20 protein-coding genes and 1 pseudogene are annotated in these 24,314 nt (G+C 75.9%); 11 read left to right on the top strand and 10 right to left on the bottom strand.

Annotation, left to right across the window (positions count from 1 at the left end; genetic code table 11):
• Positions 1–16: 16 nt before the first annotated feature.
• The gene (locus FMM08_RS07885) at positions 17–673 is read right to left on the bottom strand and encodes a histidine phosphatase family protein (protein ID WP_255472164.1); all 657 of its coding nucleotides are present in this window, start codon (positions 671–673) and stop codon (positions 17–19) included.
• Between the two features lie 144 nt (positions 674–817).
• Between FMM08_RS07885 and FMM08_RS07880 the strand changes: the two genes are divergently transcribed.
• From FMM08_RS07880 to FMM08_RS07865, 3 genes are read left to right on the top strand one after another with little or no spacing between them, the layout of a single operon-like run.
• On the top strand, positions 818–1,180 hold the full coding sequence (locus FMM08_RS07880) for a hypothetical protein (RefSeq protein WP_147925798.1): 363 nt from the start codon (positions 818–820) through the stop codon (positions 1,178–1,180).
• Positions 1,173–1,616 carry a hypothetical protein gene (locus FMM08_RS07875; protein WP_255472163.1) on the top strand — a complete coding sequence of 148 codons (444 nt, stop codon included), beginning with the start codon at positions 1,173–1,175 and terminating at the stop codon, positions 1,614–1,616. Before FMM08_RS07880 ends, FMM08_RS07875 begins: the two co-directional genes overlap by 8 nt.
• Positions 1,613–2,638, top strand: coding sequence for a polysaccharide pyruvyl transferase family protein (locus FMM08_RS07865; RefSeq protein ID WP_222710540.1), 1,026 nt, complete (start codon positions 1,613–1,615; stop codon positions 2,636–2,638). The genes FMM08_RS07875 and FMM08_RS07865 overlap by 4 nt, the downstream gene beginning before the upstream one ends.
• A gap of 165 nt (positions 2,639–2,803) precedes the next feature.
• Here FMM08_RS07865 and FMM08_RS07855 read toward each other — a convergent pair whose 3' ends face one another.
• Positions 2,804–3,997 (bottom strand): bifunctional glycosyltransferase family 2/GtrA family protein, encoded by a 1,194-nt coding sequence (locus tag FMM08_RS07855; RefSeq protein WP_222710539.1) that lies wholly within the window; start codon positions 3,995–3,997, stop codon positions 2,804–2,806.
• A 390-nt stretch (positions 3,998–4,387) separates the two neighbouring features.
• Positions 4,388–5,707 (bottom strand): hypothetical protein, encoded by a 1,320-nt coding sequence (locus tag FMM08_RS07850; RefSeq protein ID WP_147925796.1) that lies wholly within the window; start codon positions 5,705–5,707, stop codon positions 4,388–4,390.
• A gap of 478 nt (positions 5,708–6,185) precedes the next feature.
• Between FMM08_RS07850 and FMM08_RS07845 the strand changes: the two genes are divergently transcribed.
• The 4 genes and pseudogenes from FMM08_RS07845 to FMM08_RS23590 all read left to right on the top strand — a co-directional run bounded on the left by FMM08_RS07845 (position 6,186) and on the right by FMM08_RS23590 (position 9,632).
• Positions 6,186–6,548, top strand: a complete 363-nt coding sequence (locus FMM08_RS07845; protein WP_147925795.1) for a DUF6204 family protein — start codon at positions 6,186–6,188, stop codon at positions 6,546–6,548.
• Positions 6,549–7,233: 685 nt separating this feature from the next.
• Positions 7,234–8,082, top strand: coding sequence for an AEC family transporter (locus FMM08_RS07840; RefSeq protein WP_147925794.1), 849 nt, complete (start codon positions 7,234–7,236; stop codon positions 8,080–8,082).
• Positions 8,079–8,411 (top strand): annotated as a pseudogene (locus FMM08_RS24075) (DeoR family transcriptional regulator); the annotation flags it as partial. The gene FMM08_RS07840 and the pseudogene FMM08_RS24075, both read left to right, overlap by 4 nt.
• 357 nt (positions 8,412–8,768) lie before the next feature.
• On the top strand, positions 8,769–9,632 hold the full coding sequence (locus FMM08_RS23590; RefSeq protein WP_255472162.1) for a DeoR/GlpR family DNA-binding transcription regulator: 864 nt from the start codon (positions 8,769–8,771) through the stop codon (positions 9,630–9,632).
• A gap of 55 nt (positions 9,633–9,687) precedes the next feature.
• On the opposite strand, the gene FMM08_RS07830 is transcribed toward FMM08_RS23590, so the two are convergent.
• The 3 genes from FMM08_RS07830 to speB are packed head-to-tail and all read right to left on the bottom strand — an operon-like array spanning position 9,688 to position 13,843.
• Entirely contained in the window at positions 9,688–11,007 is a 1,320-nt protein-coding gene (locus tag FMM08_RS07830) for an MFS transporter (RefSeq protein ID WP_147925792.1), read from the bottom strand.
• On the bottom strand, positions 11,004–12,761 hold the full coding sequence (locus tag FMM08_RS07825; RefSeq protein WP_147926008.1) for a flavin monoamine oxidase family protein: 1,758 nt from the start codon (positions 12,759–12,761) through the stop codon (positions 11,004–11,006). The genes FMM08_RS07830 and FMM08_RS07825 overlap by 4 nt, the downstream gene beginning before the upstream one ends.
• A 53-nt stretch (positions 12,762–12,814) precedes the next feature.
• Positions 12,815–13,843 (bottom strand): agmatinase, encoded by a 1,029-nt coding sequence (speB, locus tag FMM08_RS07820; RefSeq protein WP_369431691.1) that lies wholly within the window; start codon positions 13,841–13,843, stop codon positions 12,815–12,817.
• 298 nt (positions 13,844–14,141) lie between these two features.
• Here speB and FMM08_RS07815 point away from each other — a divergent pair, with 298 nt between their 5' ends.
• Together FMM08_RS07815 and FMM08_RS07810 are read left to right on the top strand one after the other, a co-directional pair.
• On the top strand, positions 14,142–15,137 hold the full coding sequence (locus FMM08_RS07815; RefSeq protein WP_222710537.1) for a glycerophosphodiester phosphodiesterase family protein: 996 nt from the start codon (positions 14,142–14,144) through the stop codon (positions 15,135–15,137).
• Complete coding sequence (locus FMM08_RS07810; protein ID WP_255472158.1) at positions 15,134–16,615, top strand: MFS transporter; 1,482 nt, start codon at positions 15,134–15,136, stop codon at positions 16,613–16,615. The genes FMM08_RS07815 and FMM08_RS07810 overlap by 4 nt, the downstream gene beginning before the upstream one ends.
• A 160-nt stretch (positions 16,616–16,775) precedes the next feature.
• Here FMM08_RS07810 and mmuM read toward each other — a convergent pair whose 3' ends face one another.
• The gene (mmuM, locus tag FMM08_RS07805; RefSeq protein WP_222710536.1) at positions 16,776–17,897 is read right to left on the bottom strand and encodes a homocysteine S-methyltransferase; all 1,122 of its coding nucleotides are present in this window, start codon (positions 17,895–17,897) and stop codon (positions 16,776–16,778) included.
• A 218-nt stretch (positions 17,898–18,115) separates the two neighbouring features.
• Here mmuM and FMM08_RS07800 point away from each other — a divergent pair, with 218 nt between their 5' ends.
• A complete protein-coding gene (locus tag FMM08_RS07800; protein ID WP_147925791.1) occupies positions 18,116–18,466 on the top strand; it encodes an RNA polymerase-binding protein RbpA in 351 nt (116 codons plus the stop codon).
• A 125-nt stretch (positions 18,467–18,591) separates the two neighbouring features.
• Here the strand turns inward: FMM08_RS07800 and FMM08_RS07795 are convergent, their stop codons facing one another.
• The 3 genes from FMM08_RS07795 to FMM08_RS07785 are packed head-to-tail and all read right to left on the bottom strand — an operon-like array spanning position 18,592 to position 23,032.
• Entirely contained in the window at positions 18,592–19,446 is an 855-nt protein-coding gene (locus tag FMM08_RS07795) for a polyprenol monophosphomannose synthase (protein ID WP_147926003.1), read from the bottom strand.
• Positions 19,447–19,493: 47 nt separating this feature from the next.
• Positions 19,494–21,305 (bottom strand): apolipoprotein N-acyltransferase, encoded by a 1,812-nt coding sequence (lnt, locus tag FMM08_RS07790; protein ID WP_147925790.1) that lies wholly within the window; start codon positions 21,303–21,305, stop codon positions 19,494–19,496.
• Complete coding sequence (locus tag FMM08_RS07785) at positions 21,302–23,032, bottom strand: amidohydrolase (RefSeq protein ID WP_147925789.1); 1,731 nt, start codon at positions 23,030–23,032, stop codon at positions 21,302–21,304. Before FMM08_RS07785 ends, lnt begins: the two co-directional genes overlap by 4 nt.
• Positions 23,033–23,126: 94 nt before the next feature.
• Between FMM08_RS07785 and FMM08_RS07780 the strand changes: the two genes are divergently transcribed.
• Complete coding sequence (locus tag FMM08_RS07780) at positions 23,127–24,182, top strand: 5'-3' exonuclease (RefSeq protein WP_147925788.1); 1,056 nt, start codon at positions 23,127–23,129, stop codon at positions 24,180–24,182.
• Positions 24,183–24,314: the final 132 nt, after the last annotated feature.

The following is a 24,314-nucleotide window of genomic DNA, read 5'->3' as shown; positions in this document are numbered from 1 at the left end:
CCGGCGTCGGGAGGGCTCAGGCGAGCAGGTCCGGGGTGAGGTTCCAGCGCCTCACCCCGGGCACGCCGTGCTCGGTGTCCAGCACGCACACCGCTGCGGTGTCCAGCAGCAGCTGCGCACCGGCGGCGGGGTCGGCCTCCAGCCACACCGCCGCGAGCACCCGCAGGACGTGCCCGTGGGCCACCAGCACCACGTCGCCGCCGCTCAGGTCGCCGCGCACCCGCTCCAGCACCCGCGCGCAGCGCGCGGCCACCTGGTCCAGCTGCTCACCGGGCGGCTGGCCGGGGCCGCCGGGGGCCACGCCGTCGCGGAAGACCCGCCAGTCGTCGCCGCGCTGCTCGCGGATCTGCGGCGTGGTCAGCCCCTCGTAGGCGCCGTAGTCCCACTCCGCCAGGTCCTCCCAGACGACGGCCTCGCCCCCGCCCAGCCCGCCGTCGCCCACCGGGACGCCCAGGCCCGCCAGCCGGGCCGTCTCACGCGCCCGCTGGCGGGGACTGGTGGCCACCAGCACCGGCTCGGCCCTCAGCACGCGGCCCAGCACCGCGGCGGCGGCGCGGGCCTGCTGCTCGCCCTGATCGGTCAGCGGCACGTCCGTGCTCCCGGTGTGCCGCCCCGAGCTCGACCACTCGGTGGCACCGTGACGCAGCAGCAGCAGACGACCCTTCGAGCTCACGGCGCCAGGCTGCCAGCCGGCCCGCGCCCGCGCGCGGGGGCCTCCCACCTACGATGCTCCAGGCGCTGTGGCGCCTCCGCGCGCCTGGCTCTGCCAGCTCACAGCTCCCCGTCAGCACACCGCCCGTCCAGGAGGATCCCCGCCGTGACCCCGGTGCTCGCCTGGGCCTGCGGCGTCCTCGCCCTCGCCGTGGCCGCTCTGGCCGCCGTGGTGACGGTCCGCGGTCGCCGCCTGGACGACCGCCTGCTCATCGCCGTCGCCGTCCTGGAGACGGCGCTGCTGGTGCAGGCCGTGGTGGGCTTCGTCGCGCTGGCCCTCACCGACCGCAGCGTCGACGGCGTCGTCTTCGGCAGCTACCTGGTCACCACGGTGCTCGTGCCGCCGGTCGGTGCGTTCTGGGCGCTGGGGGAGAAGTCGCGCTGGGGCACCGGCGTCCTGCTCGTCGCCGCCTTGACCACCGCCATCCTCGTCGTCCGCCTCGAGCAGGTCTGGAGCACCGGTGCCTAGCAGTCCCACCGCCAAGGGCACCCGTCCCAGCGCCGGCGGCGCCATGCGCCACGGCCCGGGGCGGGTGCTCGTGGCCGTCTACGCCGTCCTGGGCCTGTCGGCCACCGTGCGCGGCACCTACCAGGTGCTCTTCCAGTTCTCCGAGGCGCCGCTGGCCTACCTGCTCAGCCTGTTCGCCGGGCTCGTCTACGTGGCGGCCACGGCCGCCCTCGTGCGCGCCACACCGCGCGCCTGGCGCGTCGCGCTGGTCGCGGTCCTGGTGGAGCTGGTCGGGGTGCTCACCGTGGGCACCCTGACGGTCCTCGACGCCGCCGACTTCCCCGACGGCACCGTCTGGGGGGAGTTCGGCCGCGACTACGGCTGGGTGCCGCTGGTGCTGCCGCTGCTGGGCCTGGCCTGGCTGCGGCGCACCCGCCCGACCCGCCCGACCCGGTGAGCAGGCGGCACCGGCGGGCCCTGGTGGTCGGCTGGTCCAGCGTCGTGCACGGGGAGGCCACCGCCGGGGACGTCCTGTCGATGCGCGCCGTCGAGGCGGCCCTGCTCGAGGCCGGCGTGGGCGTCGACCTCGCCTGGAGCCCGGTGATGGCCGCCGCCCCCGGCGCCGGGGGAGTGGAGCTGTCCGCGGCGGACCCGGCGGACTACACCGACCTGGTCTGGGCCTGTGGCCCGCTGCACGGACGCGCCGTCGCCGAGGTGGCGGCGAGGTTCTCCGGGCTGCGCCGCAGCGCCGTCGGGGTCTCGGTGGTCGACGACGACGACGAAGGCCCGTGCGCCTTCGACCTCGTCCTCGCCCGCGACGCCCCCGGGCGCCCCGCCGTGCGCGACCTCGCCGCCGGTCCGGCCGCGGCGCTGGCCCGCGATCTGCCGGTCGTCGCGGGCACCTCCTCCTCGTCGTCGTCCACCGGCCCGAAGCCCACCGCCTCGCCGTCGTCGCCTGGTGGTCCTGAGGCGGGCGTGGTCGGGGTGTACCTGGCCCCGGGGCAGGCCGAGTACGGCGCTCGTCGCCGCCACGACGAGGTCACGCAGGCGCTGGGGGAGCAGCTGAACGCCTCGCCCCACGCCCGCCTGGCGCTGGACACCCGCCTGGACCCGCGCGGGTGGCGCGATCCCAGCACGCCCGCGGAGGTGCTGGCGCTGCTGCGCCGCTGCGACGCGGTGGTGACGATGCGCCTGCACGGCCTGGTGCTCGCCCTGGCGGCGGGAGTGCCCGCTGTGGCCGTGGACCCGGTGGCCGGAGGCGGGAAGGTCACCGCCCAGGCCGCGGCGTGGGGGTGGCCGGCTCTCCTGAGCGCCGAGGAGCTGCTCGGCGGTGGCCCGGGCCCCCTGGGGGGCCTGCACGCGCGGCTGGCCTGGGCCACGGGGGAGCAGGGACGCGCCGCCGCCCGCAGGGCGGCGGCGGAGGCCCCCGCGGCGGGCCGGGAGCAGCTGCAGGCCCTGGTCAGCGCTGTCCTGGCCTGACCGGTCGGGCTGCGGCCCGGTCTCGGCACCCTCGAAGTCCTGATAACAGAACCAAGTGTGGTGATCTTGCACCTCGCCGTCGGGGCCGGCCGCCGGCCGGCCCCGACGGCGAGAGGAGCCGCCCGAGGAGGCGGGAAGCGTCCGGGCGTGGAGGAAGGGGAGGGTTCAGCCGTTCCAGTCCGCGCTGGGCACCCGCTGGCGCCGGAAGACCCACACCCGCAGCAGCAGGAAGCGCAGCACGGTGCCGGCGAGGTTGGCGGCGGTCAGGGCGACGACCTCCACCACGTGGGAGGCGCCCGGGGCGACGGCGTCCAGCAGCACCAGGGACCCCGAGGTCAGCGCCCAGCAGATGCCGAACACGACCAGGCCCTGCGCCTGGTGGCGTCCGACGTGGGCGCGTCCGCGCACCCCGAAGGTGAAGGCGCGGTTGGCGGCGGTGTTGGCCACCGCGGTCAGCAGCAGCGAGGCGAGGTTGGCACCCTGCGGGCCCAGCGCCGGCCGCAGCAGCAGGTACAGCAGCGCGTAGGCGAGGGTGCAGGCCACCCCGACGACGGCGAACCGCAGCACCTGGGACAGCAGCCCGGTGGGGGTGGTGGGGGAGGGGCGCGTCACCAGGGCGGCGTGCACGTCGGCCAGCGGCAGCTCGCGCCGGGCCAGGGAGGCGCCCAGGCGGGCCAGGCCGCGCAGGTCGGCGGCGGCGGTGGCGAGGATGTCCACGCGGGAGTCGGGGTCGTCCACCCAGTCCACCGGGACCTCGTGGATGCGCAGGCCCGCGCGCTCGGCCAGCACCAGCAGCTCGGTGTCGAAGAACCAGCCGTCGTCGACCACCAGCGGCAGCAGCGCGTCGGCGACGTCCTTGCGCATCGCCTTGAAGCCGCACTGGGCGTCCGAGAAGCGCACCCGCAGGGTGGAGCGCAGCAGCACGTTGTAGCAGCGCGAGACCGCTTCGCGCTTGGGGCCGCGCACCACCCGGGAGGCCCGGTGCAGCCGGGTGCCGATGGCCAGGTCGGAGTGTCCCGAGACCAGCGGTGCCACCAGCGGCAGCAGCGCGGCGAGGTCGGTGGACAGGTCCACGTCCATGTAGGCCACCACCTGCGCGGCCGAGCCCGACCACGCCGCGCGCAGCGCGCCGCCGCGGCCCTTGCGGTCCAGGTGCACCACCGAGACCCCTGCGCCGGGGCGGTCCAGCTCGCCCGCCAGGTCGGTGGCGGTGGCCAGCGTGGCGTCGGTGCTGGCGTTGTCCACCACCGTGATGCAGAAGGAGTACGGCAGGTGGGCGAGCAGGTGGGCGTGCAGGGCCCGCACGCAGCCCGGCAGGTCGTCCTGCTCGTTGTAGACCGGGACGACGACGTCGAGCACCGTGGCTGACGGCGCCCCCTCAGGTGCTGGGTCCCCACCAGGCCCGCGGGTCTGCGCCGGCCCGTGCTGAACCTGCTGCGCCCGGCCGCTGGAGCCCCCTCGACCTCCCGGGCCTGAGAGGTCCGGGAGGCCTGAGAGACCAGGCGTGCCAGGACGGCCCGGTCGATCGGGGTGGCCGCCCTGGCCGAGGTCTACCGGGCTGCCGTCCACGAGGCTCACGGCCGCAACGCTCGGCCGACCTGCTGGGTGCCGCGGGTGCGCCGCCTGGGTCGGACCTGGGAGACCCGGAAGATCCGGGTGGTGCTCTGGGTGGACGGCCGACGGGAGGCTCGAGGCAGCGCTGGTGGGCAGGTGCCCCCCGGAGCCCTCACGCGTCGCGTCGCTCACGACTCACACCGGTCCACGCCCCCGAGCGTAGGCCCGCACCGCCGCCGTGGAGAGGTCCTCCAGGTCCCGGTCCTCCAGGGCCAGCACCGCCAGGGTGGTGGTGAACGCCAGCCGCAGCCCCCGGTCCGACAGCGGCAGCCCCGCTGGACGCAGCGCTCCGGTGCGCAGGTCGGTGGAGGGGCGCACCCTCAGCCACAGCGCCCCCGGGTCCGACCCGCGCAGCAGGGAGGCCAGCACCGTGCGGTCGGCCAGCCACCCCGACAGGGCCGTGCGTGCCGGCTCGGGCAGCTTCCAGGCCCGCGGGGCGAGCCCGGTCTCGATCCGCACGTGCGTGGCGACCGCGGTACCCGCCCACCCCTCGGGGCGCTCCCAGCCCGCACCGGCGTCCACCGCGGCAGGGGCCAGCGCGGCGTCGGACTCCTCACCCTCTGGGGGAAGACCTTCCCGCGAGTCGGGGCGAGAGCCGTCGTGTGAGTTCTCGGTGAACAGTGGGGGAGTCACCGCATCCCCGTCGATGTGAGAACCGCTCACCGGGTCGATGTGAGGTGGATGCGGCGAGGTGTGAGCATCTGCGAGAAACCCATCCTTTCGCACACCTGTGAGGTCGCCCCCGTCCTGTGAGGTGTTCGCCGAGCGGGAGTGTGAGGTGCCACGGCTGTCTGTCGTGCTGTCCGTCGTGTCGGCCGGGGTGCTGCTCGGGGCGGCGCTGGTGGTGACGTCGGCCAGGCGCAGGGTGGCCATGACGTCCTCGCGCTCGCCGGTGAGCGCGAGGAGGTGGACGTGGGCGCAGAAGCGGGTCCACACCGCCGGGTGCACGGCCAGTGGGCGGGCGTCGGGGTGGGCCTTGATGAGCAGGCGGCGCACCGGGTCGGGGTCGGGGCCGGGGGCCAGGGGCGGGGCGGGCATGCGCAGGACGCCGGCCAGCGCGGCCGCGGTGCCCACGGGGACGGCTCCGGTGGTCTCGGCGTGCTGGGTCAGGGCGCGCACGGCACCGGCGCGGGCGCGCAGTCCTGGCAGGGATGCGGGTGGGTCAGCGGTGGCGGCGGTGTCCAGCCAGGCGCGCACGGGCTGGGGGGCCAGGGCGGTGGTGGGGGAGGAGGCGCCTGAGGGCTCCACCCAGGCGAGCAGCTCGCGCAGGGCCCAGGTGCGCTGGCGCTGGGTGGAGGGGCTGGTGGACCCGAGGGTGGCCAGGTAGTCCTCGACGAGGCGGCTCAGGGCCGTGGGGCGCGCGGTGGGGGCATCGGTGGCCGCTGCTGCAGGGGCTGCCGGGGGGCCCACCTGAGCGGAGCTGGTGGCACGGGTGGCGTCGTCGTCCTGCGTCACGACTGCCATCCTATGGCACTTGATAACGGAACCAAGCTCACCCCTCCATCCCGGGGCACCCCCAGGGAACCCCGGGTCCTCGCGAACACCGTTCGGGCCTGGTCTGGCCTGGACGTACTGACGGGTCGGTTCGGGGTGGGGTGGTGGTCGCGGCATGGTTCCGTTATCAAAATGCTGGGTCGGCGTGACGATGACGGGCGCGGGGGCGATCCCGAGGGGGCCGGAACGGGTAACCAGCGACCGCCCGGAAGCAGGCGCGGATGCTGACGACAGCAGCGGAAGCGGTGACGGCGCACCCGAGTGGCTGGACGGCCCAGCGGCCGAGTCGTGGGACGCAGGGCCGAGAAGCCCTGGGGGAGCCTGGGCAGTACAGCTAGCGCACTGGAGACGACGAGGGACGAGCCCAGGCCGTCCGCCCGCACCGACCTCGGGGAAACGGCTCGCGCCGCGGCGAGCTGCTGGAGCAGACTCACCTGCCGTGACGGAACAGCCAGCCCGGCCCGCAACGGCGACTCGCACGTACCGGACTGAGGTCATCGGCCAGTTCGCACGTCCCGAGGGTGAGCTGCGCGCGCGGCTGCTGGCGGACCAGGGCGCCCACGACGTGTTCTCCTCGGCCTTCACCGAGGACGGCTGCTGGACCTACGGCCTGACCCTGACCCGCTTCACCGTGCGCCACCTCCTGGTCATCCCGGCGTCCTCGGCGGTCGAGGCCGACGAGGACGCCGCCACCGAAGCCCTCGTGCGGACGATGGCGCTGCTGGAGGAGAACGGTGTCGCCTGGCGCGGGGACCTGAGCGTGTCGGTGACGTGCCTGGAGGACCTCAAGCCGCGACGCTGAGCGGGAGCGCCGAAGGAGTGCCCAGGGGAGCGTCGACCTGCACCTTCTCCGGATTGTCTGACATAACGTTGATTATCGGCGCATTAGGAACGTGCAGGGGAGCAGGTCTCGTCGAGGTCGTGGAGGCGCCTGGAGAAGGTGGGGCGCCGTTGCCGTCGAGCTCGCCAGGACCAGGTGGCGAGGTGGCTGACAGGGGCGGATCTCGTCGCCCCCGACGTGGTGGTCACTGCTGGTCGCCGCGTCAGCCAGCGCTGGTCACGGCTCCGGACCAGTCGACCCCCTTGGCGCCGCTGGCTCCCCCGGCACCTGTGGCGCTGCGACCCGCGGCCGCGGCTCATCGGCTCCGGCCTCGCCTGGTGCGCTTAGCGGGACGGTCGAGGCAGGTCGAGCGCGAGTGGTCGGGCGACCTGCCTCGGCCGGCCCGTGCGCGATGGCCTCGTCCCCGTCGACCCAGGATCCGGCTCCAGGTGGCGGTCTGAGAGCCCCGGCCCGGGGCGGGGATGGCGTCCGGGCGGGCTCGAGCCGCAGCCCGCAGCCCGCGGCCCGCCGAGGTGACGCCGCGTCGCGCATCGAGGTCTTCGGGGGTGACTCCCCCAGAACGGCAGCCTCCTTCGTGCATGGTTCTGTTATCAGACACAAGCCACCACTCACCATCAGACGCCCTCGGGTGCGCCACGATCGTGGTGTGGCTGGGGTGCTGGCGGGGTTCGTGACGATCATCGCCCTCATCGCCCTGGGGGCGCTGCTCGCCCAGCTGCGCGTGCTGGACCTGGACGCCCAGAAGGTGCTCTCGCGCCTGGCCTTCTACGTGGCCTCCCCCGCGCTCATGGTGGTGACCCTCGCGGGGGCCGACGTCCACCAGGTGCTCTCGGCCAACCTCGTCGCCAGCGCTGCGGCCTTCGCGGTGGCTGCGGGCCTGTACGTCACGGCGTCCCGACTGGCCTTCCGCCACGACCTGGCCCGCACGACCGTCGGCGCCCTCTCGGCGGCCTACGTCAACGCCGGCAACCTCGGCCTGCCGATCGCCGCCTACGTCCTGGGGGATGCCGCACTGGTGGCTCCGACGTGGCTGCTGCAGCTGCTCCTGCTGCAGCCCCTGGCCCTGGTCGCGCTCGACGTGGGCGTCGCCGACCGCCGCCCGCCGCTGCGCAGAGTGCTGCGGCGCCCGCTGAGCACGCCCCTGACGGTGGGCTCCCTGGTCGGGCTCGCCCTGTCGCTGACCGGTCTTCGCATCCCCGCCCTGGTCGCCGACCCGCTCCAGCTGGTCGCCGGCATGGCCGTTCCGGCGATGCTCATCGCCTACGGCATCTCCTTGCGCCTCGGACCCCGCCCCGGCGCCGGGGCGGGTGAGCTCGCGGTCGGCGCGTCGCTGCTGGCGGTCACCGTGCTGGCGGCCCTGCCGACAGCTCAGAACATCTCCGTCCACGCCACCCGCTACGACCGGGGCGTCATCATCGCCCGCGACGCCATCTTCGCGACGACAGCGCTGTCCGTTCCGGTGATCGCACTCATCGCCGCCATCCTCACGCCGTGACCCATCCGAACAGGTCACATCACACTGTCACGAATCAACCATCACAAGGTGTCATCTCACATCCAGCAACTTCTCTCACGCGCGACACGTCACAGCCGCTCAACCTCACAATCGGGACGCGGGCCTGTACCTCACATGAGCGGTCTGGTTGGCTGTGCGATGTGAGTGGTGAGCGGTGGGATGAGATCGCACGGTGGGTCGACGCCGACGGACGGGTCGGGCTGGGCGACCTGGCGTCGCGGTTCGGCGTGTCAGAGATGACCATCAGGCGCGACCTCGACGCCCTGACCGCAGCCGGTCGCCTGCGCCGTGTGAGGGGCGGCGCGGTCAGCCTGACCAGCGCACCCCCCTCCTCCAGCTCCCCCGCGCAGCCCGGCCGCGCGACGCCTCCGCTGACCCGCCCAGCCGGCACTGGCCCTGGTGTTGCGCCAGGAGCTGTCGCCTCGACCGTCGGCGCAGCAGGATCCACCGCCTGGGAGGGCGGGGCCGCGGTGACTGACCCTCGAGGTGGTCTCCGCGTCGATGGCCCCACCGCTACTCGTCCTGACCCCCGGGGCGGCGGCCGGGGCGACGTCCCCGGGGCGGGAGAGCCGACCTCCGACCTCGAGGGCCTCCCCTCCCCCGGCTTCGACCTGTCCAGGGCACCGTCGTCGCTCGGTTCCGTTATCGCGTCGTGGGCAGGAGCGTTGCCCACGGGCTTCCCGTCGACATCCCCTGGCCCGCACAGCGGCTCCACCGGCACCCCTGGAGACCAGGGCGCCGGTGACCCGAGCGCCCAGGAGCGCCCCACCGAGGCCACGGTCACCGGCTACCCCACCGCAGCGCACGCCTCCTCCGGGGAACCCCGGTCCGCGCCGCGCGAGCCCGAGGCGCCCCCCGGGTGGGACCTCCCGCCCGCCGACCACCCCGGCGGCCACGCCGCTCCCCCCACCCCGGCGCCGTCAGCGCAGGCGGCACCGTCGGCGGCTCTGGAGGACCCGTGGGCCCGCGCCGCCCACGCAGCCCTGAGCGACCTCACCCCCGGGGCCGCGGTCCTGCTGACCGGCGGCACCGGCTGCCTGGCCCTGGCCCACCACGTCGCCAGACTCGCCTCCCGCTCCCCCGCGACGCCCCTGACCGTGGCGGTCACCGCCCTCGCCCCGGCCACCGTCCTGGCCGGAGCCCCCGGCGTGCGCCTGGTGGTGCTCGGCGGGGAGGCCGAGCCCGCCGGCACCGACCTGGTCGGCCCCTCGGCGCTGGCGGCGCTGGAGGACCTGCACCTCGACGTCGCCGTCCTGACGCCCACGGGTCTGGACGCCCGCGGCGCCTGGGCACCCACCTCCGCAGCTGCGGCGCTCGTGGCCGCGGCGGTGGCGCGGGCCGAGCGGACCGTCGCCGTCGTCGCCCCGGGGGCGCTGGGCCGGCCCGGCCTCGTGCGCGCCGCACCGCTCGGCGCCCTCGACCAGGTGGTGGCGGTGCCCGCCCCCGGTGAGGACTCCGCGTCCCTGACCGCCCGCCTCGAGGCCGTGCGCGCCACCGCCCCCAGCGCCCCCCGGATCAGCGCCGCCTGACCCGGCCACCCTCGAGCACGACGCAGGCAGGACGCAGGTCTGGCGCGAGCTCCCCTCAGGCAGGGCCCGCACCCCGCGGCACCACGCCCAGCGCCCGGGAGCAGGCGACGACGACGAGGGCGGCCAGCGCCGCGGCCGCCACCGGCAGCAGCAGCGCCGGCTGGGACCCGGGGCCGTCGATGATCCGACCCGCCACCGCTGCGCCGAGGGAGACCCCCAGTCCCAGGGAGGTGCCCACCCACGCCAGGCCCTCGGTGAGCTGGCGAGGCGCGACCAGGTGGGCGACCAGGGCGTTGCCGGAGATGAGCGTCGGGGAGATCGCGAGCCCGGACAGGAACAGCGTGGCCGCCAGCACCGGGATGCTCCCGGAGGCGGCCACCGGAGCGATGAGCACCGCCATGCCCACCGCTCCCAGCCGGAAGCGCCGCGGCAGGCTGCCCCGCCAGGTGACGGCGCCGAAGACGAGCCCCGCCAGCAGGCTGCCCACCGAGTACAGCGCCAGCACCAGACCCGCGGCGGCCGGAGCGCCGCGCTCGGCCGTGAAGGCCACCGCGATGACCTCCACGGAGCCGAAGACCACGCCGGTGCCCACGAACGCCAGCGCCAGGGCACGCATCCCGGCGTGCTCCATCACCCCGACCGCCGAGCGGAGCGCGGCGCGCCAGTCGCGGGTCGCGGCCGCGCTCGTCGTCGTCCTGACCTGTTGCTCCTGCTGCTGGTCGGCCTGTGCCCGGGTGCGGGCGGACGGGGGCTCGGTGGAGCGCTGCACCACCAGGGCCGTGCCGCCGACCACCGTCGCCGCGAGCGCGGTGGCGAGGGCGGTGGCGGGAGAGACGGCGACGGCGAGGACCGTGGCCAGCGGTGGGCCGAGGGTGAAGGTGACCTCGTCGAGGACGGACTCCAGGGAGAAGGCCGGGTGCAGGCGGGCGGTGTGCGCTGCGTGGTCGCCGTCGCGCAGGGCCCAGGCCCAGCGGGCGCGGACCAGGGAGCCCCAGCTGGTGAAGCTGGCGCCCGCGAGCGCGGCGGCGGCGCCGATGAGGAGCACGTGGGCGTGCGTGGTGGAGGAGCTGCTGGTGGTCCAGGTGGTGGTGAGGACGGTGAGGACGGAGGCGGTGTGGACCGCGAGCGCGGGGACGGCGACGCGGGCCTGGCCGTGGCGGTCGACCAGGCGGGACAGGACGGGGGCGCCGAGGGCTGAGGCGATGGAGGCGGCTGCGGCGACGGCTCCTGCGGCGCCGTAGGAGCCGGTGGCCTCTTGGACGAGGAAGACGTAGATGAGGCCGTACATGGCGATGGGCAGGCGGGCGAGGAGCCCGGCGGTGACGAAGGCGGGGGCTCCGGGGGTGCGCAGGACCTCGCGGTAGGGGTTCCTCATCTCCTGTCGGCTGTGCTGGTGGCGGAGTTGGTGGCGGAGTTGGTGGTGGTGCTGGTGGTGGAGCTGGTGCCGGGGTCGGTCGCGTCGAGGTCGACGGGGGCCAGGGCGTCGAAGGCGTCCCCGGGGCCGGGGTTGTCGGGGTGGGTGGTGCCTCCGAGGTGGCGCACGACCCCCCAGACGGCGTTGAGGGCGGTGGTGACGGCGCCGTCGGCCCAGCCGGGGGTGAAGGAGATGTCGTCGCCGGCGAGGAAGAGGCCCTGCTGCGCCGGCGGCAGGTCGTCCCTGACGAAGTGGGTGAACAGGCGGCGCTGGTAGCGGTAGTGGCCAGGCAGGGCTCCGCGGAAGGCGCCCATGAAGTTGGGGTCGGACTCCCAGGAGACGGTGACGGGCTCGCCGATGATGTGGCTGGCGATGTCGACGTCGGGGTAGACCTCCCCCAGGGAGCGGACCATGAGGCGGACGCGCTCGTCGGTGGACAGGGCGAGCCACTTGAGGGCGTCGTCGTTCCAGGTGTAGCTGAGGCAGATGGTGGCGGGCTGGTTGCTGTCGTCTCCCCCACCTGCTGCCGGTTCGGGGTCCAGGAGGTAGGTGGCACGGGTCATGCGGTCGGTGAGGGTGGTGGACATCACCCGACGTCCCGTGTCCGGTGACCGGTCGCGCCAGAAGGGGCGGTCGACCATGACGAAGGTCTTGGAGGACTGCGCGTAGTGGGACCTGTCCATCGCCATCCACGTGGGGTGGTCGAACAGGGCCTCCTCGGTGTCGATGCGCGCTGACAGCAGCCAGGACTGGCAGGTGATGACGGCGGCGTCGTGGGTGGTGGTGCGTCCCCAGCGGTCGGTGACGGCGATCCGTGAGCCGCCTGCGGTGCCCGAGGTGGTGGAGCCGGCGCGGGCCAGGGCTGCGACGCCGGGGCGGGGGGCTCCGCCGTGCAGGTCGCGCAGGCTCTGCCCGGCGAACGGTCCGTCGGGCAGGGGGCGGGCCCACAGGCGCAGGGGCACCTGCTGGACGCCGCCGAGGATGCGCTGGTGGTCCTCGTCGGCGTTGGTGGCGATGACGCGCAGGATCTCCAGGATGGAGTTGGGGAAGTCGGTGTCCCACCCCCCGGTGCCGAACCCCACCTGTCCGAAGGCCTCGCGGTGGGCGTAGGGCAGGGCGCGGAAGGCGGCCGAGGCCGCGACGAAGCCGTAGAAGCTCTGCTCGTCGCGGGCGCGCACCAGCGGGTTCCACAGGGCCTTGACGCGGGGCAGGTCGCGGGTGGCGATGGCGTGCTGCAGGTCGGGGACGCCGATCTCGGCCAGGGCGGCCGCCCAGGCGCGGGCGACCTCGGTGAAGAACGGCGGCAGGTCGGCGGCGGTCTCGGCGTAGTGGACCTGGCCGCCGAGGTCGATGACGGTGGACCCGGCGGTGGGGGTCAGGGGGTTGGGGAACGGCGTGGTGCGGGTCCCGACCAGGTCGAGGTAGTGGGTGAAGGAGCGACCTGAGGTGGGGAAGCGCATGCCGCCGAGCTCGGCGAGGACGCCGTCGACCCCGCCGGGGAAGGGCACCGAGCGCAGGCGCCCTCCGATCTGGTCGGCCTCGTGGACGACGGGGCGCACGCCCAGGCGGGCGAGCTCGTAGGCGGCGACCAGGCCGGAGATGCCGGCGCCGACGACGGCGACGCTGGCGCCGCGGGCCTCGTCCGGCACGGACCCCAGGCCAGCGGGGTGGGCCAGCCAGCGGTCGTGCTCGAAGGGGAAGTCGGGGGTGAGCATGGTCACCTCCGGGTGGGCGAGGGCGCCGAGGACCCCTTCGCCGGTGGCGGCGGTCACCGCTGGCTCCCCTCGGCCTCGGCCCCGGCCTCGGACCCGGCCCGTGCGGTGGCTGCGAGGCCAGCGGGCTGTCCGTGCTGTCCGTGCTGCCCGTGCTGGGGGGACAGCGCCATGAGGGAGACGAGGTCGTAGGCGACGTGGCTGGCGGCGACCGCCGTCATCTGGGCGTGGTCGTAGGCGGGGGCGACCTCCACGACGTCGGCCCCGACCAGCTGCAGCCCGGCCAGGCCGCGGAGCACCTCGAGCAGCTCGCGGCTGGTCATGCCACCGGCCTCGGGGGTGCCGGTGCCGGGGGCGTGCGCGGGGTCGAGGACGTCGATGTCGATGCTGAGGTAGAGCGGGCGGTCACCGATCCGCGAGCGCAGTCCGTCCACGACCTCGTCGACGCCGCGGCGCATGACGTCGGCGCTGGTGACCAGGCCGAAGCCGAGGCGGGCGTCGTCGGCCAGGTCGGAGCGGCCGTACAGGGGCCCGCGGGTGCCGACGTGGGTGAGGGCGCCGGGTTCGAGCAGGCCCTCCTCCACGGCGCGGCGGAAGGGGGTGCCGTGGGTGTAGGGGGCGCCGAAGTAGGTGTCCCAGGTGTCCAGGTGGGCGTCGAAGTGGACCAGGGCGACCGGGCCGTGGCGGCGGGCGACGGAGCGCAGCAGGGGCAGGGCGATGGTGTGGTCGCCGCCGATGGTGACCAGGCGGGCCCCGGCGCCGGAGAGCTCGTCCGCGCCAGCCTCCACCTGCTCGATCGCCTGTTCGATGGAGAAGGGGTTGGCGACGACGTCGCCGGCGTCGACCACCTGCACCGCGGCGAACGGGTCGAGGTCGAGGCTGGGGTGGTGGGGCCGCAGCAGGCGGGAGGCATCGCGCACGGCGGCCGGGCCGAAGCGGGCGCCGGGGCGGTAGGACACCCCGGAGTCGAAGGGGACGCCGATGACGGCGACGTCGGCGCGGCCCACCTCGTCGGCGCGCGGGAGGCGGGCGAAGGTGGCCGGTCCGGCGAAGCGCGGGACGCGGGAGGAGTCGACGGGGCCCACCGGGGCGCTCCCGCGCCCTGCGGCTCCCTCACCCCCCGTCGCGCTGCCGGTCGCACTCCCGGACACGCTGCTGGTCGGCTCGGAGAGCTCCTCAGGCACCACGCCCAGCATCGTAGGGACGCCCAGCACCCCCGGGACGGCCAGCACCTCGCCAGCGCCCTCCCGCCCGCGAGGGCCACCACGGGCGGGTGGGAGAGGGCGCAGCCTGAGCCGGGTGGCGCGGGCTGTTCACCTGCCGGACGCCACGAGCGGCCCCGAGACGCTCCGCACGCACGGCCGGCTGCGCCACACTGCGCGGGTGACCGGCCCGACGACGAGCCCACCCGCGCGACCCGCGCCCCTGCCACCGCTGGACGCAGGTGGAGACGCGGGTGGGCCCGGGGCGCGGCAGCCGTTCCTGGGGCTGCGCGGACCGCTGGGCCTGGCGCACCGGGGCGGCAGCGAGCACCCGGAGAACTCCCTGGCCGCCTTCGACGCGGCGGTGGCGATGGGCTTCCGCGTGCTCGAGACCGACGTGCACGCCACGTCCGACGGGGTGCTGGTGGCGCTGCACGACCCGACGCTGGACCGCACGACCGACGGCAGCGGGCCGGTGTCCGAGCGCACGTGGGAACAGGTGTCCGAACTGAGGCTGCGGGACGCCTCGGGCGCGGTGACGGACCACGCTCCCGTGCGCCTGGTGGACCTGCTGGGCTCCTGGGCGCACACCCGGCCCGGGGTGCGGCTGAACGTCGACGTCAAGGAGCCGGCCGCCATCGCTGCGCTGGTCGACCTGCTCGCCGACCGGCCGCTCGACGCGCGCCGGGTGTGCGTGGCCTCCTTCTCCGACGGGCGGCGCCGCGCGGTCGTGGCGGGGCTCGCCGACCGGGGGGTGCGGGTGACCAGCTCGGCCGGGACGGCGGGGGTGGTCCGCTTCCTCGCCGGGGCGCGGCTGGGGCTGCGGGGGCGGGCGCTGCGGGCGCTGGTGGGCGCGGACGCGCTGCAGGTGCCGCCGAGCCGCGCCCTGCCGGCGTCCCTGGGCGGCGGGCGGGTGCACCTGGTGACGCCGTCGCTGGTGGACGCGGCGCACTCGGCGGGGCTGGTGGTCCACGTGTGGACCGTCGACGACCCCGATGAGATGAGACACCTGTTCGACATCGGGGTGGACGGGGTCGTCACCGACGACGCCGCCGCGGCCCGAGAGGTGCTCCGCGAGCGCGGCGCCTGGCCGCCGCGGGAGAGCACCCTGCACGGCGAGGACGACGACCGGCACGACGCCCACGGCGAGGACGACGACGAGGGGGTGCGCCCGTGAGCGCCCAGGTGACCGCAGGCCTGACGCCGGCCCAGCTCGGACGCGCCCGGCGCGCCTGGTACGTCTACGACTGGGCCAACTCGGCCTACGTGACCACCACGTCCACGGTGCTGTTCTCGCCCTACCTCACGGCGGTCGCCGAGGCGGCGGCCTGCCCGGGCGGGGTCGGAGAGGTGGTGCGCGACGGCGCGACCACGTGCCCGGTGCCGCTGAGCGTGCTGGGGATCCCCGTGGCAGCCGGCTCGCTGGCGCTGTACGTGGTGACCTTCGCGACGCTGCTGTCGGCGGTCGTCCTGCCGGCGGTGGGGGCGGTGGCCGACAGGTCCCGCTCCCCGCGTCGGCTCATGACCGGCTTCGCGTGGGTGGGGGCGGCCGCGGCGGCGGCGATGGTCTTCGTGGTCGGGGACCGCTGGGTGCTGGGTGCGGCGCTGCAGCTGGTGGCGAGCCTGTGCCTGGGCGCGTCCTTGGTGGTCTACGACTCCCTGCTGGTCCGCCTGGCCGGGCCCGACGAGCGCGACCGGGTCTCCTCGCGCGGGTGGGCGCTGGGGTACGCCGGTGGGGCGGTCCTGCTGGCGGCCAACCTCGTGCTGCTGGCGCAGGCGGACTCCCTGGGGCTGGACGAGGGCTCGGCGGTGCGGGTCTCGCTGCTGAGCGCCGGTCTGTGGTGGGGCGCGTTCACGCTGGTGCCGCACCTGGGGCTGCGCCGGCTGGACGGGGAGCCCGCCGTCGTCGCTCTGGAGGGTCCGGACGGGGCCGCGCCGGCGAGCACGGCCCGCGTCGTCGCCGGGTCCCTGGGGCAGCTCGTGCGCACCCTCAAGGGGGCGCCGGCGTTCCCGCAGACCCTCCTGTTCCTCATCGCCTACCTGTTCTTCAACGACGGGGTGCAGACGGTGATCGCGGCGGCGAGCATCTACGGCCAGCAGCAGCTGGGCTTCGCCTCCTCCCAGCTGGTGGTGGCGATCCTGCTGGTGCAGGTGGTGGCGCTGCTGGGTGCGCTGGCCGCCGGGTGGATCGCGCAGCGGACCTCCGCCAGGGCCACGATCCTGGGCAGCCTGGTGGTCTGGATGGCCGTGGTGGTGGCCGGCATGGTCATCCCCGCTGGCGAGTTCGGGCTGTTCCTGGCCCTGGCCGCGGCGATCGGGCTGGTGCTGGGCGGCACGCAGGCGCTGTCGCGGTCGGTGTTCAGCCAGCTGGTGCCGGTGGGCCGGGAGGCGGAGTGGTTCGGCCTGTACCAGTCCGCCGAGCGCGGCACGAGCTGGCTGGGAACCCTCGTCTTCGGACTGGTGTTCCAGCTGACGGGGTCCTACCGGCCCGCGATCGCCTCGCTGGTGGTGTTCTTCGTGGTCGGGGGGATCCTGCTGCTGCGGGTGGACGTCGCGCGTGGTCGCGCCCAGGCCCAGGCCGGTACCGGCGCTGGTCACAGCGCAGGGATCCAGGACGCTGACGGCGGAGCGGCACCCCGGGGGCGGGGACGCTGAGTCCCGGTGGGGACGCTCCGTCCCGGGTCACGCCCTCGGAGCCGGGACTCAGCGTCCCCACCGGGAGCGAGGGTCCCCAGCAGCGGTGGAGCTGCCCTTCGACGCGGCGCTCACGCGCACGACCGTCGCCGGCTGGTGGGCGACGGAGCGCGGGACGGGGTCAGCGCTCGGCGGCCAGGACGGCGGCCGCCGCGGCGGTGTGGTGCGGGCGCACCCGGCAGCACCCTCCGAGCAGGCGGGCACCGGCGGACACCCAGGACGCCACCCCGGCGACGGCGGCGTCCCGGGCGCCAGCGACGGCCCGGTCGGCAGGACCGTTCTGGCCGGCGGCGTGATCGCCGGGCCCGCCGGTGGCCTCGGGGACGGCCCACGTGCGGGCGGCGGCGTCCCACGCCTCCCCGCTGTTGGGGTACGCGACCAGCACCGCCCCGCCCGCGCCACCCACCTCAGGAGCGGGCACCACCTCACCGGCCTGCTGCAGGGCCGGCAGCACCGCGGCGGGGTCCACGCAGTTCACCCCGACGCCCAGCACGCACCCCACCTGGGCGGCCGCAGCGAGCACCGGGCCGATCGGCTCGCCGCGGCGGGTGCGGACCGCTCCGGCCTCGTCCAGCCGGGCGCTGAGGGAGACCCACGCCGGCACCGCGAGAGCGTCCAGCTCGGCCAGGAGGGCGTCGACCTCGGCGGCTCCGGGCAGGGTCTCGCAGGCGATGACGTCGGCGCCGGCCTCGGCGAGCAGGTGCAGGTGGGGGCGGTGGTGGGCGCGCAGCGCGCGCTCGTCCACCCGGCCGCTACCTGAGGCGCCCGCGTCGAGGTAGGCGCCGGTGTACTCCGACCCGTCGGCGAGGTGGGCGCCGTAGGGACCGACCGACCCGGCCACCCACCCGGCGGCGCCCGCGAGCGCGAGCCCCTGGCGGGCCAGGTGCACCGAGGAGGTGATGGCGCGCTCGGCGGCGGCGCGGTCCAGGCCTGCGGCGAGCAGGCCGGGCAGGGTGGCCTGGTAGCTGGCGGTGGTGAGGACGGCGGCGCCGGCGCGGGCGAAGGCCGCGTGGGCCTCGACGACGGCGGCGGGGTCGTCCAGGAGCAGCCGGGCCGACCACAGCGCGCTGGTGACGTCGTGGCCGCGGGCCTCCAGCTCGGTGGACAGGCCGCCGTCGAGCAGGAGGGGGCCGAGCGCGAGGGCCTCGGCGAGGGGCCCTGGGGACGGGGCAGGGGACGGGGCGGCGGGCAGTCCTGCGGGCAGTCCTGCGGGGGGCGTGCGTCGAACCTCAGATGTGACCACGGGGACAGGGTGTCACCGAGATCACACCCAGAGTCGGATCGTTCACGACCGAAGGGAACAGATCGGGGTAGTGGACCGTTGTGAGAGGCGTACCGGCTGCTGCGGCGGGGGGTCGAGTGTGCAGCCCCTGCCAGCGCGGCCTGACCCCCGTGGCACCTGGGCGCACGACGACGCCCGCGCCGGGGGGACACCGGCGTGGACAGCGACTGGAGGACATCATGAGTGACAGGAGCCTGCGCGGGACGCGACTGGGCGGTTCGAGCATGGAGAGCGAGGAGGGCGTCGAGCTGGCGCCGCGCCAGCTCGCCGTGTACGAGTGCCCCCAGGGTCACGTGACGCAGCTGCCGTTCGCGGCCGAGGCCGACGTGCCGGCCGTGTGGGAGTGCCGCTGCAACGCCGAGGCGCTGCTGCGCAACGGCGAGGCGCCGGAGGTCAAGCCGGTCAAGCCCGCTCGCACCCACTGGGACATGCTGCTGGAGCGCCGCTCCGTGGCCGACCTGGAGGTGCTGCTGGAGGAGCGGCTGACCAAGCTCCGCAACGGCACCCTGCACCAGCGGCGCAGCGCCTGACGCTGCCCGCCGCCCCGCGCGGCGTGCGCCGGGACCTCTTCCCAGGGTCCCTGGCGTCCGCGCCGCGCGGACCCGGGTGAGGGCCTCGACCCCGCGGGTCCCCTGGGAACGGGCCGGACCTCCCCCTACCGGGGGAGGCCGGCCCGTCGCCGTGTCCGGGCGCGTCCGGCCAGGGCGAGGAGCTGGTCGGCGCGGCGGCGCGCTCCCCACGCGGTGGTGCGCCACAGCGCCTCCACCACGATGGCGCGGCTCATCTTGCTGGCCCCCGCCGCGCGCTCGGTGAAGGTGATGGGCACCTCGACCACCGGCAGGCCCGCGCGGACCACACGGGCGGCGAGGTCCAGCTGGTAGCAGTACCCCTCCGAGCGCACCGAGGGCAGGTCGACGGCGTGCAGCGCTCGGGCGCGGTAGGCGCGGTAGCCGCCGGTGGCGTCGCGCAGCGGCACGCCCATCGCCCAGCGGGCCCACGTGTTGCCCCCGCGGGACAGCAGCTGGCGGGTCAGCGGCCAGTCGACCACCCGCCCGCCGGGCACCCACCGGGACCCGAGCGCGAGGTCGGCACCCCCCAGCGACTCCTCGCCCTCGCGTGAGCCGCCGCTGGGACCGCCGCTGGGCCCCTCACCGCCGACGGCTCGGCGCACCCCGACGGCCGCCAGCAGCGACACCAGCTGCTCGGGGGCGTGGGAGCCGTCGGCGTCCATCTCCACGAGCACCTGGTACCCGCGCTGCAGCCCCCAGGTGAACCCCGCCGTGTAGGCCCCGCCCAGTCCGCTCTTGCGGGGGCGGTGGAGCACGTGCACGGCCGGGTCGGTGGCCGCGATGCGGTCGGCGAGGTCGCCGGTCCCGTCGGGGCTGCCGTCGTCGACGACGAGGACGTCGGCCCAGGGCACCGCCGCGCGCAGGCGCGCCAGCGTCACCGGCAGCGACTCCAGCTCGTCGTAGGTCGGGGTGATGACCAGCACCCGCTCGGGAGCTGCCACCTCGCCGACGTCTGTCGCGACGTCTGCGTCGACGTCCCTGGGTGCGTTCACGCGACGGGTTCGCGGCGGACGGGCGCCGGGACGGGCCCGTCACCCCGGCCGTGGTCGTCGTCCGGAGCAGAGGCAGCTCGGCGGTCGCGGCGACCGAGCAGCAGCCCGCCGGCCGCCCCGACCAGTCCGAGCAGGGACAGCAGCCCCTCCACGGGGACGCCGGCCTGACGCACCCGGTCGGCCACCGTGAAGGACGTGCGCAGCGGGACCTGCCCCGAGATGACGGCTGGGGTGTAGAGCTGGGTCGGGTCCACGAGGGTGCCGTCGGGCATCACCAGCGCGCTGGTGCCCACGGTGGAGACGTGGACGACGGCGCGCCCGTGCTCGACCGCCCGCAGCCGCGACATCGCCAGCTGCTGCACGTTCTCGTCGGAGTACCCGAACGTGGCGTTGTTGGTCTGGACCACCAGCAGGTCGGCGCCATCGTCGACGGTGTCGTCGACCAGGCCGTCCTCGACCACCTCGAAGCAGATCATCACGCCCAGCTTCGCGCCCCCGGCGTCCAGGCGCCCCACCCGGTCCCCGGGGACGAACTGGCTCACCACGAGGTCGACCTTCTTCGTGAAGAGCCGGAAGAAGGACTTGTAGGGGATGTACTCCGCGAACGGCACCGGGTGGCGCTTGTCGTAGGCCTCGACCACGCCCCCGACGCCGTTCAGCCCGTCACGGGTCGTGCCGTCCGGCTCCCAGACCAGGGAGGTGTTGCGCACCGTGCCGGGCGAGTCCCCCACCAGCACCGCCCCCAGCACGATGGGCGCCTCGACGGCGTCAGCGGCGGCCTGGATCTCGGAGTTGGCGTCGGCGTTGCGCAGCGGGTCGATGTCGGAGGAGTTCTCCGGCCACACCACCAGCTGCGGAGCCGGTGCCTGCCCGTCGCGGACCCGCTGGGCCAGCCCCAGGGTGCCCTTGACGTGGTTGTCCAGCACGGCGCGGCGCTGGGCGTTGAACTCCAGCCCGGCGCGGGGCACGTTCCCCTGCACCGCCGCCACCGACAGGTCACCGTCCTGGGCGGACGTGGGCCGGGGCACCAGGGCCCCGGCTGCCGTCACGGCCAGCGCCGCCACCAGGGAGGTCAGTGGGACGACGACGGCGAGCGGCTGCCGCGCGGTCCCCGCAGTCGCAGCACGCCCCTCGCCTCGAGCACGCCGAGCCCGCCGAGCATTCGAGGCGGGCAGGTGCAGCAGCGCCTGGGCGAGGAGCGCACCGGCCAGGGCCACCGCGAAGGAGACCAGCGGAGCGCCGCCGAGGGCCGCCAGACCGAGGGTGGGAGCGTCCGCCTGGCTGAAGGCGACCCGGCCCCAGCCGAACCCGCCGAAGGGCCAGCGGGCGAAGCCCGCCTCCACCGCCGTCCAGGCGCCGGCGGCGGTCAGCGCGCGCACCAGCGCCGTCGGCAGCCGGTGCCCGGCGCTCGTCGTCGGGCTGGTCGCAGCGCCGGTCGCAGCGCGCAGCGGGAGTCGCAGCCGGGACGTCCACGCCATGAGCACGGCCGCCACCGCCACCGACAGGGCGCAGGCCACGGACAGCGGGATCCACGCGATCAGGCCGAGGTAGATGCCGGACCACGAGACCAGCGGCAGGTAGAACCCCAGGCCGGCCAGCAGGCCCAGGCCTGCCGCCCGCCAGGCGCGGCGGCCGGTGACCGCGACCAGCAGCGCCCCGATGCCCAGGGGGGCGCCGAACCACAGGTCGTGGCCGGGGAAGGCGAGGTAGAGCAGCAGTCCCGCGCCGATGGCCACCGGCACGGCCCACCGCACCCGCAGCGGGGGCGCGGTGGCACGCGCCGGCTGGGTGACACGCGCCGTGCTCATGCGAGGACCCCCGCGTCGTGGGCGGTGCGCCCGCGCACCAGGGTGCGCAGGCAGCGGGGTGCGGGGGTGCCGGGGGTGAGGTCGGGCAGGCCGGGGGTGCCGGAGCGCACGTCCGTGCTCCACGCCTGGAACCTGTCGTCGGGGGCCTGCACCACGAGGTCGGAGGAGGGCTCCCAGACCGCCAGGGTCGCCGGACCGCCGGGCACCAGTGCGCCCTCGCCGTCGCGGCGGGCCGCGCGCCAGCCGCCGCGGGTGGAGGCCAGGAACGCCGCCCGTGCCGAGACGGCGTGCTCGCGCACGTGCGGGAACGCCGCCGCGCGCACCGCCTCCCAGGGGGCGAAGGGGGTGACGGGGCTGTCCGAGCCCAGCGCCAGGGGGACCCCGGCTGCGGCCAGGGAGGCGAAGGGGTGCAGCGCCAGGGCCCGCTCGCGGCCCAGGCGGGCGGCGTAGACGCCCTCCGGGCCGCCCCAGGCGGCGTCGAAGGCGGGCTGGACGCTGGCGACCAGGCCCAACCGGGCCATGGTGGCGATCCCAGCGGCGTCCACGGCGACCGCGTGCTCGATGCGGTGGCGCGAGGCCGCCAGTGGCGGCGCCCCCTCGGCGGCCAGGGCGTCAGCGGCGGCGGTGAAGGCCTCCAGGGCCAGCTCGAGGCCGGCGTCGCCGATGGCGTGGACGCCCGCCTGGAGGCCGGCGCGGGTGCAGGCGAGCACGTGGTCGCGCAGGGCGGCGCCGTCGAGGTAGGCGTGCCCGCGAGGCGCCTCGGCGCCGGCGGGCAGGTCCGCGTACGGCTCGCGCAGCAGCGCGGTGCGCGAGCCGAGGGCTCCGTCCACGCAGAGGTCCCCGCCGAACCCGAGCAGCCTCCCCGCGGGCAGGGCCAGCTGCGCCACGAGCGCGCGGGCGGCGTCGGCGTCGGGCACGAGCTCGCCCCACAGGGCCAGCACGTCCGGCAGCGCCGCCCCTCCACCGCCGTCGTCGTCCTGGGGTGATGAGCCGCAGGAGAGCCCCACGAGGTCGCGCAGGTCGTCGTGGGAGCCGACGTGCGGCGCGGAGCACTCGTGGACGCTGCCGATCCCCGCCGCCGCGGCTGCCCGCAGTGCCCGCCGCTGCAGGGCGCGGCGCCGGGCCGGGTCCTGGCGCAGCGCCCGGTGGACGGCGTCGCGGGCGGCGTGGTGGGCCTCGCGCTCCACCCTCCCGTCGGCGCTGTCGGTCAGGCCGGCGCGGGCTGCGAGGGCCGGGGAGACGACGGCGGAGTGCACGTCCACCCGGGACAGGTAGACCTCGGCGCCCGCGGCGGCGCGCTCCAGCTCGGCGGCGGTGGGTGGGCGGCCCTCGGGCCAGCCGGTCTCGTCCCAGCCGTGGCCGAGCACCGGCTCACCGGGGTGCTCGGCGGCGGCGCGGGCCACGGCGTCGAGGACGTCGCGGGCGCTGCGAGCTCCGGTCAGGTCGAGGCCGGCCATCGCCAGGCCGGTCTCGGTGGCGTGGACGTGGGCGTCCACGAAGGCCGGGGTGACCAGCGCGCCGTCCAGCTCGACCACGGCCAGCGGCTCGCCAGCACCGCGCGCGCGAGCGGCCTGGGCGTCAGCGGCCTCGTCGGAACCGACCCAGGTCACCGCCGAGCCCTCGACGAGGACGGCGGTGGCGAAGGGGTCGGCCGGGGAGTAGACGCTGCCGCCGCGGTAGAGGACGCGCGCGGGCGCGTCGTCGTCGAGGGCGGTGGTGTCGCTCACCGGCTCATTCTGCCGTCGTCGTCTGGACGCCCGTTCCCAGCACCGCCCGATTCTGTTATCACTCCGACGCGCCCTCCCCCCTACGCTGACGGCCGTGCCCGATGCCCCGCAGAGCCAGCGCCTCCTGCTGCTCGACGCCGCGACCCTCTACTTCCGCGCCTTCTACGCCATCCCCTCCTCGGTGACGGCTCCCGACGGCACGCCGTCCGGCGCGGTGCGCGGCTTCCTGGACATGACCGCCACGCTCGTGGACAGGTTCCGCCCCGCCGCCGTGGTCGCGTGCTGGGACGACGACTGGCGCCCGGCCTGGCGGGTGGCCCGCATCGGCTCCTACAAGGCCCACCGCGTGGCGAGCGAGGGACCGGCAGCCGGGGGCGCCAGCCAGGAGGAGGTGCCCGAGCACCTGCCCGCCCAGGTCGACGGCATCATCGAGCTGCTCGCGGCACTCGGTGTGCCTCGCACCGGAGCGCCGGCCTGCGAGGCCGACGACGTCGCCGGGGTGCTGGCCACCCGTCCGCGAGTCCTCGGAGGCGGGGACGGCGCCGGTGGCGGCGGTGGTGTCGACGTCGTCAGCGGCGACCGCGACCTCCTGCAGCTCGTCGACGACGACGCCCACGGCGGCGCGGGGGTGCGCGTGGTGTGGATCGGCAAGGGGGTCGGCGGCGCGGAGGTGGTCGACGGCGCGGCCCTGGCCGAGCGGTACGCCCTGCCCGCCCAGCGCCCGGGTGACGCCTACGCCGACCTCGCCGTGCTGCGCGGCGACCCCAGCGACGGCCTGCCCGGCGTGGCCGGCATCGGGGAGAAGACCGCGGCGAGCCTGCTGCGCCGCCACGGGGACCTGGCCGGGGTCCTCCAGGCGGCCCTCGACGGAGCCGGCTCGCCTGACCCGCTCACCCCCTCGCAGCGCAGGCGCCTGGCGGAGGCCGCCGACTACCTCGACGTCGCCCCCCGCGTGGTGCGCGTGCTGCGCGACGGGGAGGTGGTGGAGCCGTTCGGCGACGACGAGCGAGGGGCCCGCGCAGAGGACGTCCCGCGCCTCGACCTGAGCCCCGCCTCCGGCCGGGTCGACGAGGCGGCCGTGGCGGCACTGGCTGAGCGGTGGGGCGCTCGCTCCCCCGCCGAGCGCCTCGTGGCCGCCCTCACCCGCTGACCCCTGCTGCCCCGCCCACCCCCGCGACGATCGAGGCAGCTGCACACCCTGGGACGTGCAACGCCGCCGATCGCCGCGGTTGAGCATCAACCTTCACGTGAAGGTTGATGCTCAACCTCGACGCGAGGGTCC

Source organism: Quadrisphaera setariae, assembly GCF_008041935.1.
GTDB classification, from domain to species: Bacteria; Actinomycetota; Actinomycetes; order Actinomycetales; family Quadrisphaeraceae; genus Quadrisphaera; species Quadrisphaera setariae.
This window is presented reverse-complemented; position numbering and strand designations above follow the sequence as displayed.

Bases quoted from the DNA above. Each gene is read 5' to 3' on its own strand.
- FMM08_RS07830 (WP_147925792.1), bottom strand. From the start codon at position 11,007: ATGAGGAACCCCTACCGCGAGGTCCTGCGCACCCCCGGAGCCCCCGCC.
- FMM08_RS07825 (WP_147926008.1), bottom strand. From the start codon at position 12,761: ATGCTCACCCCCGACTTCCCCTTCGAGCACGACCGCTGGCTGGCCCAC.
- FMM08_RS07800 (WP_147925791.1), top strand. From the start codon at position 18,116: ATGAGTGACAGGAGCCTGCGCGGGACGCGACTGGGCGGTTCGAGCATG.
- lnt (WP_147925790.1), bottom strand. From the start codon at position 21,305: ATGAGCACGGCGCGTGTCACCCAGCCGGCGCGTGCCACCGCGCCCCCG.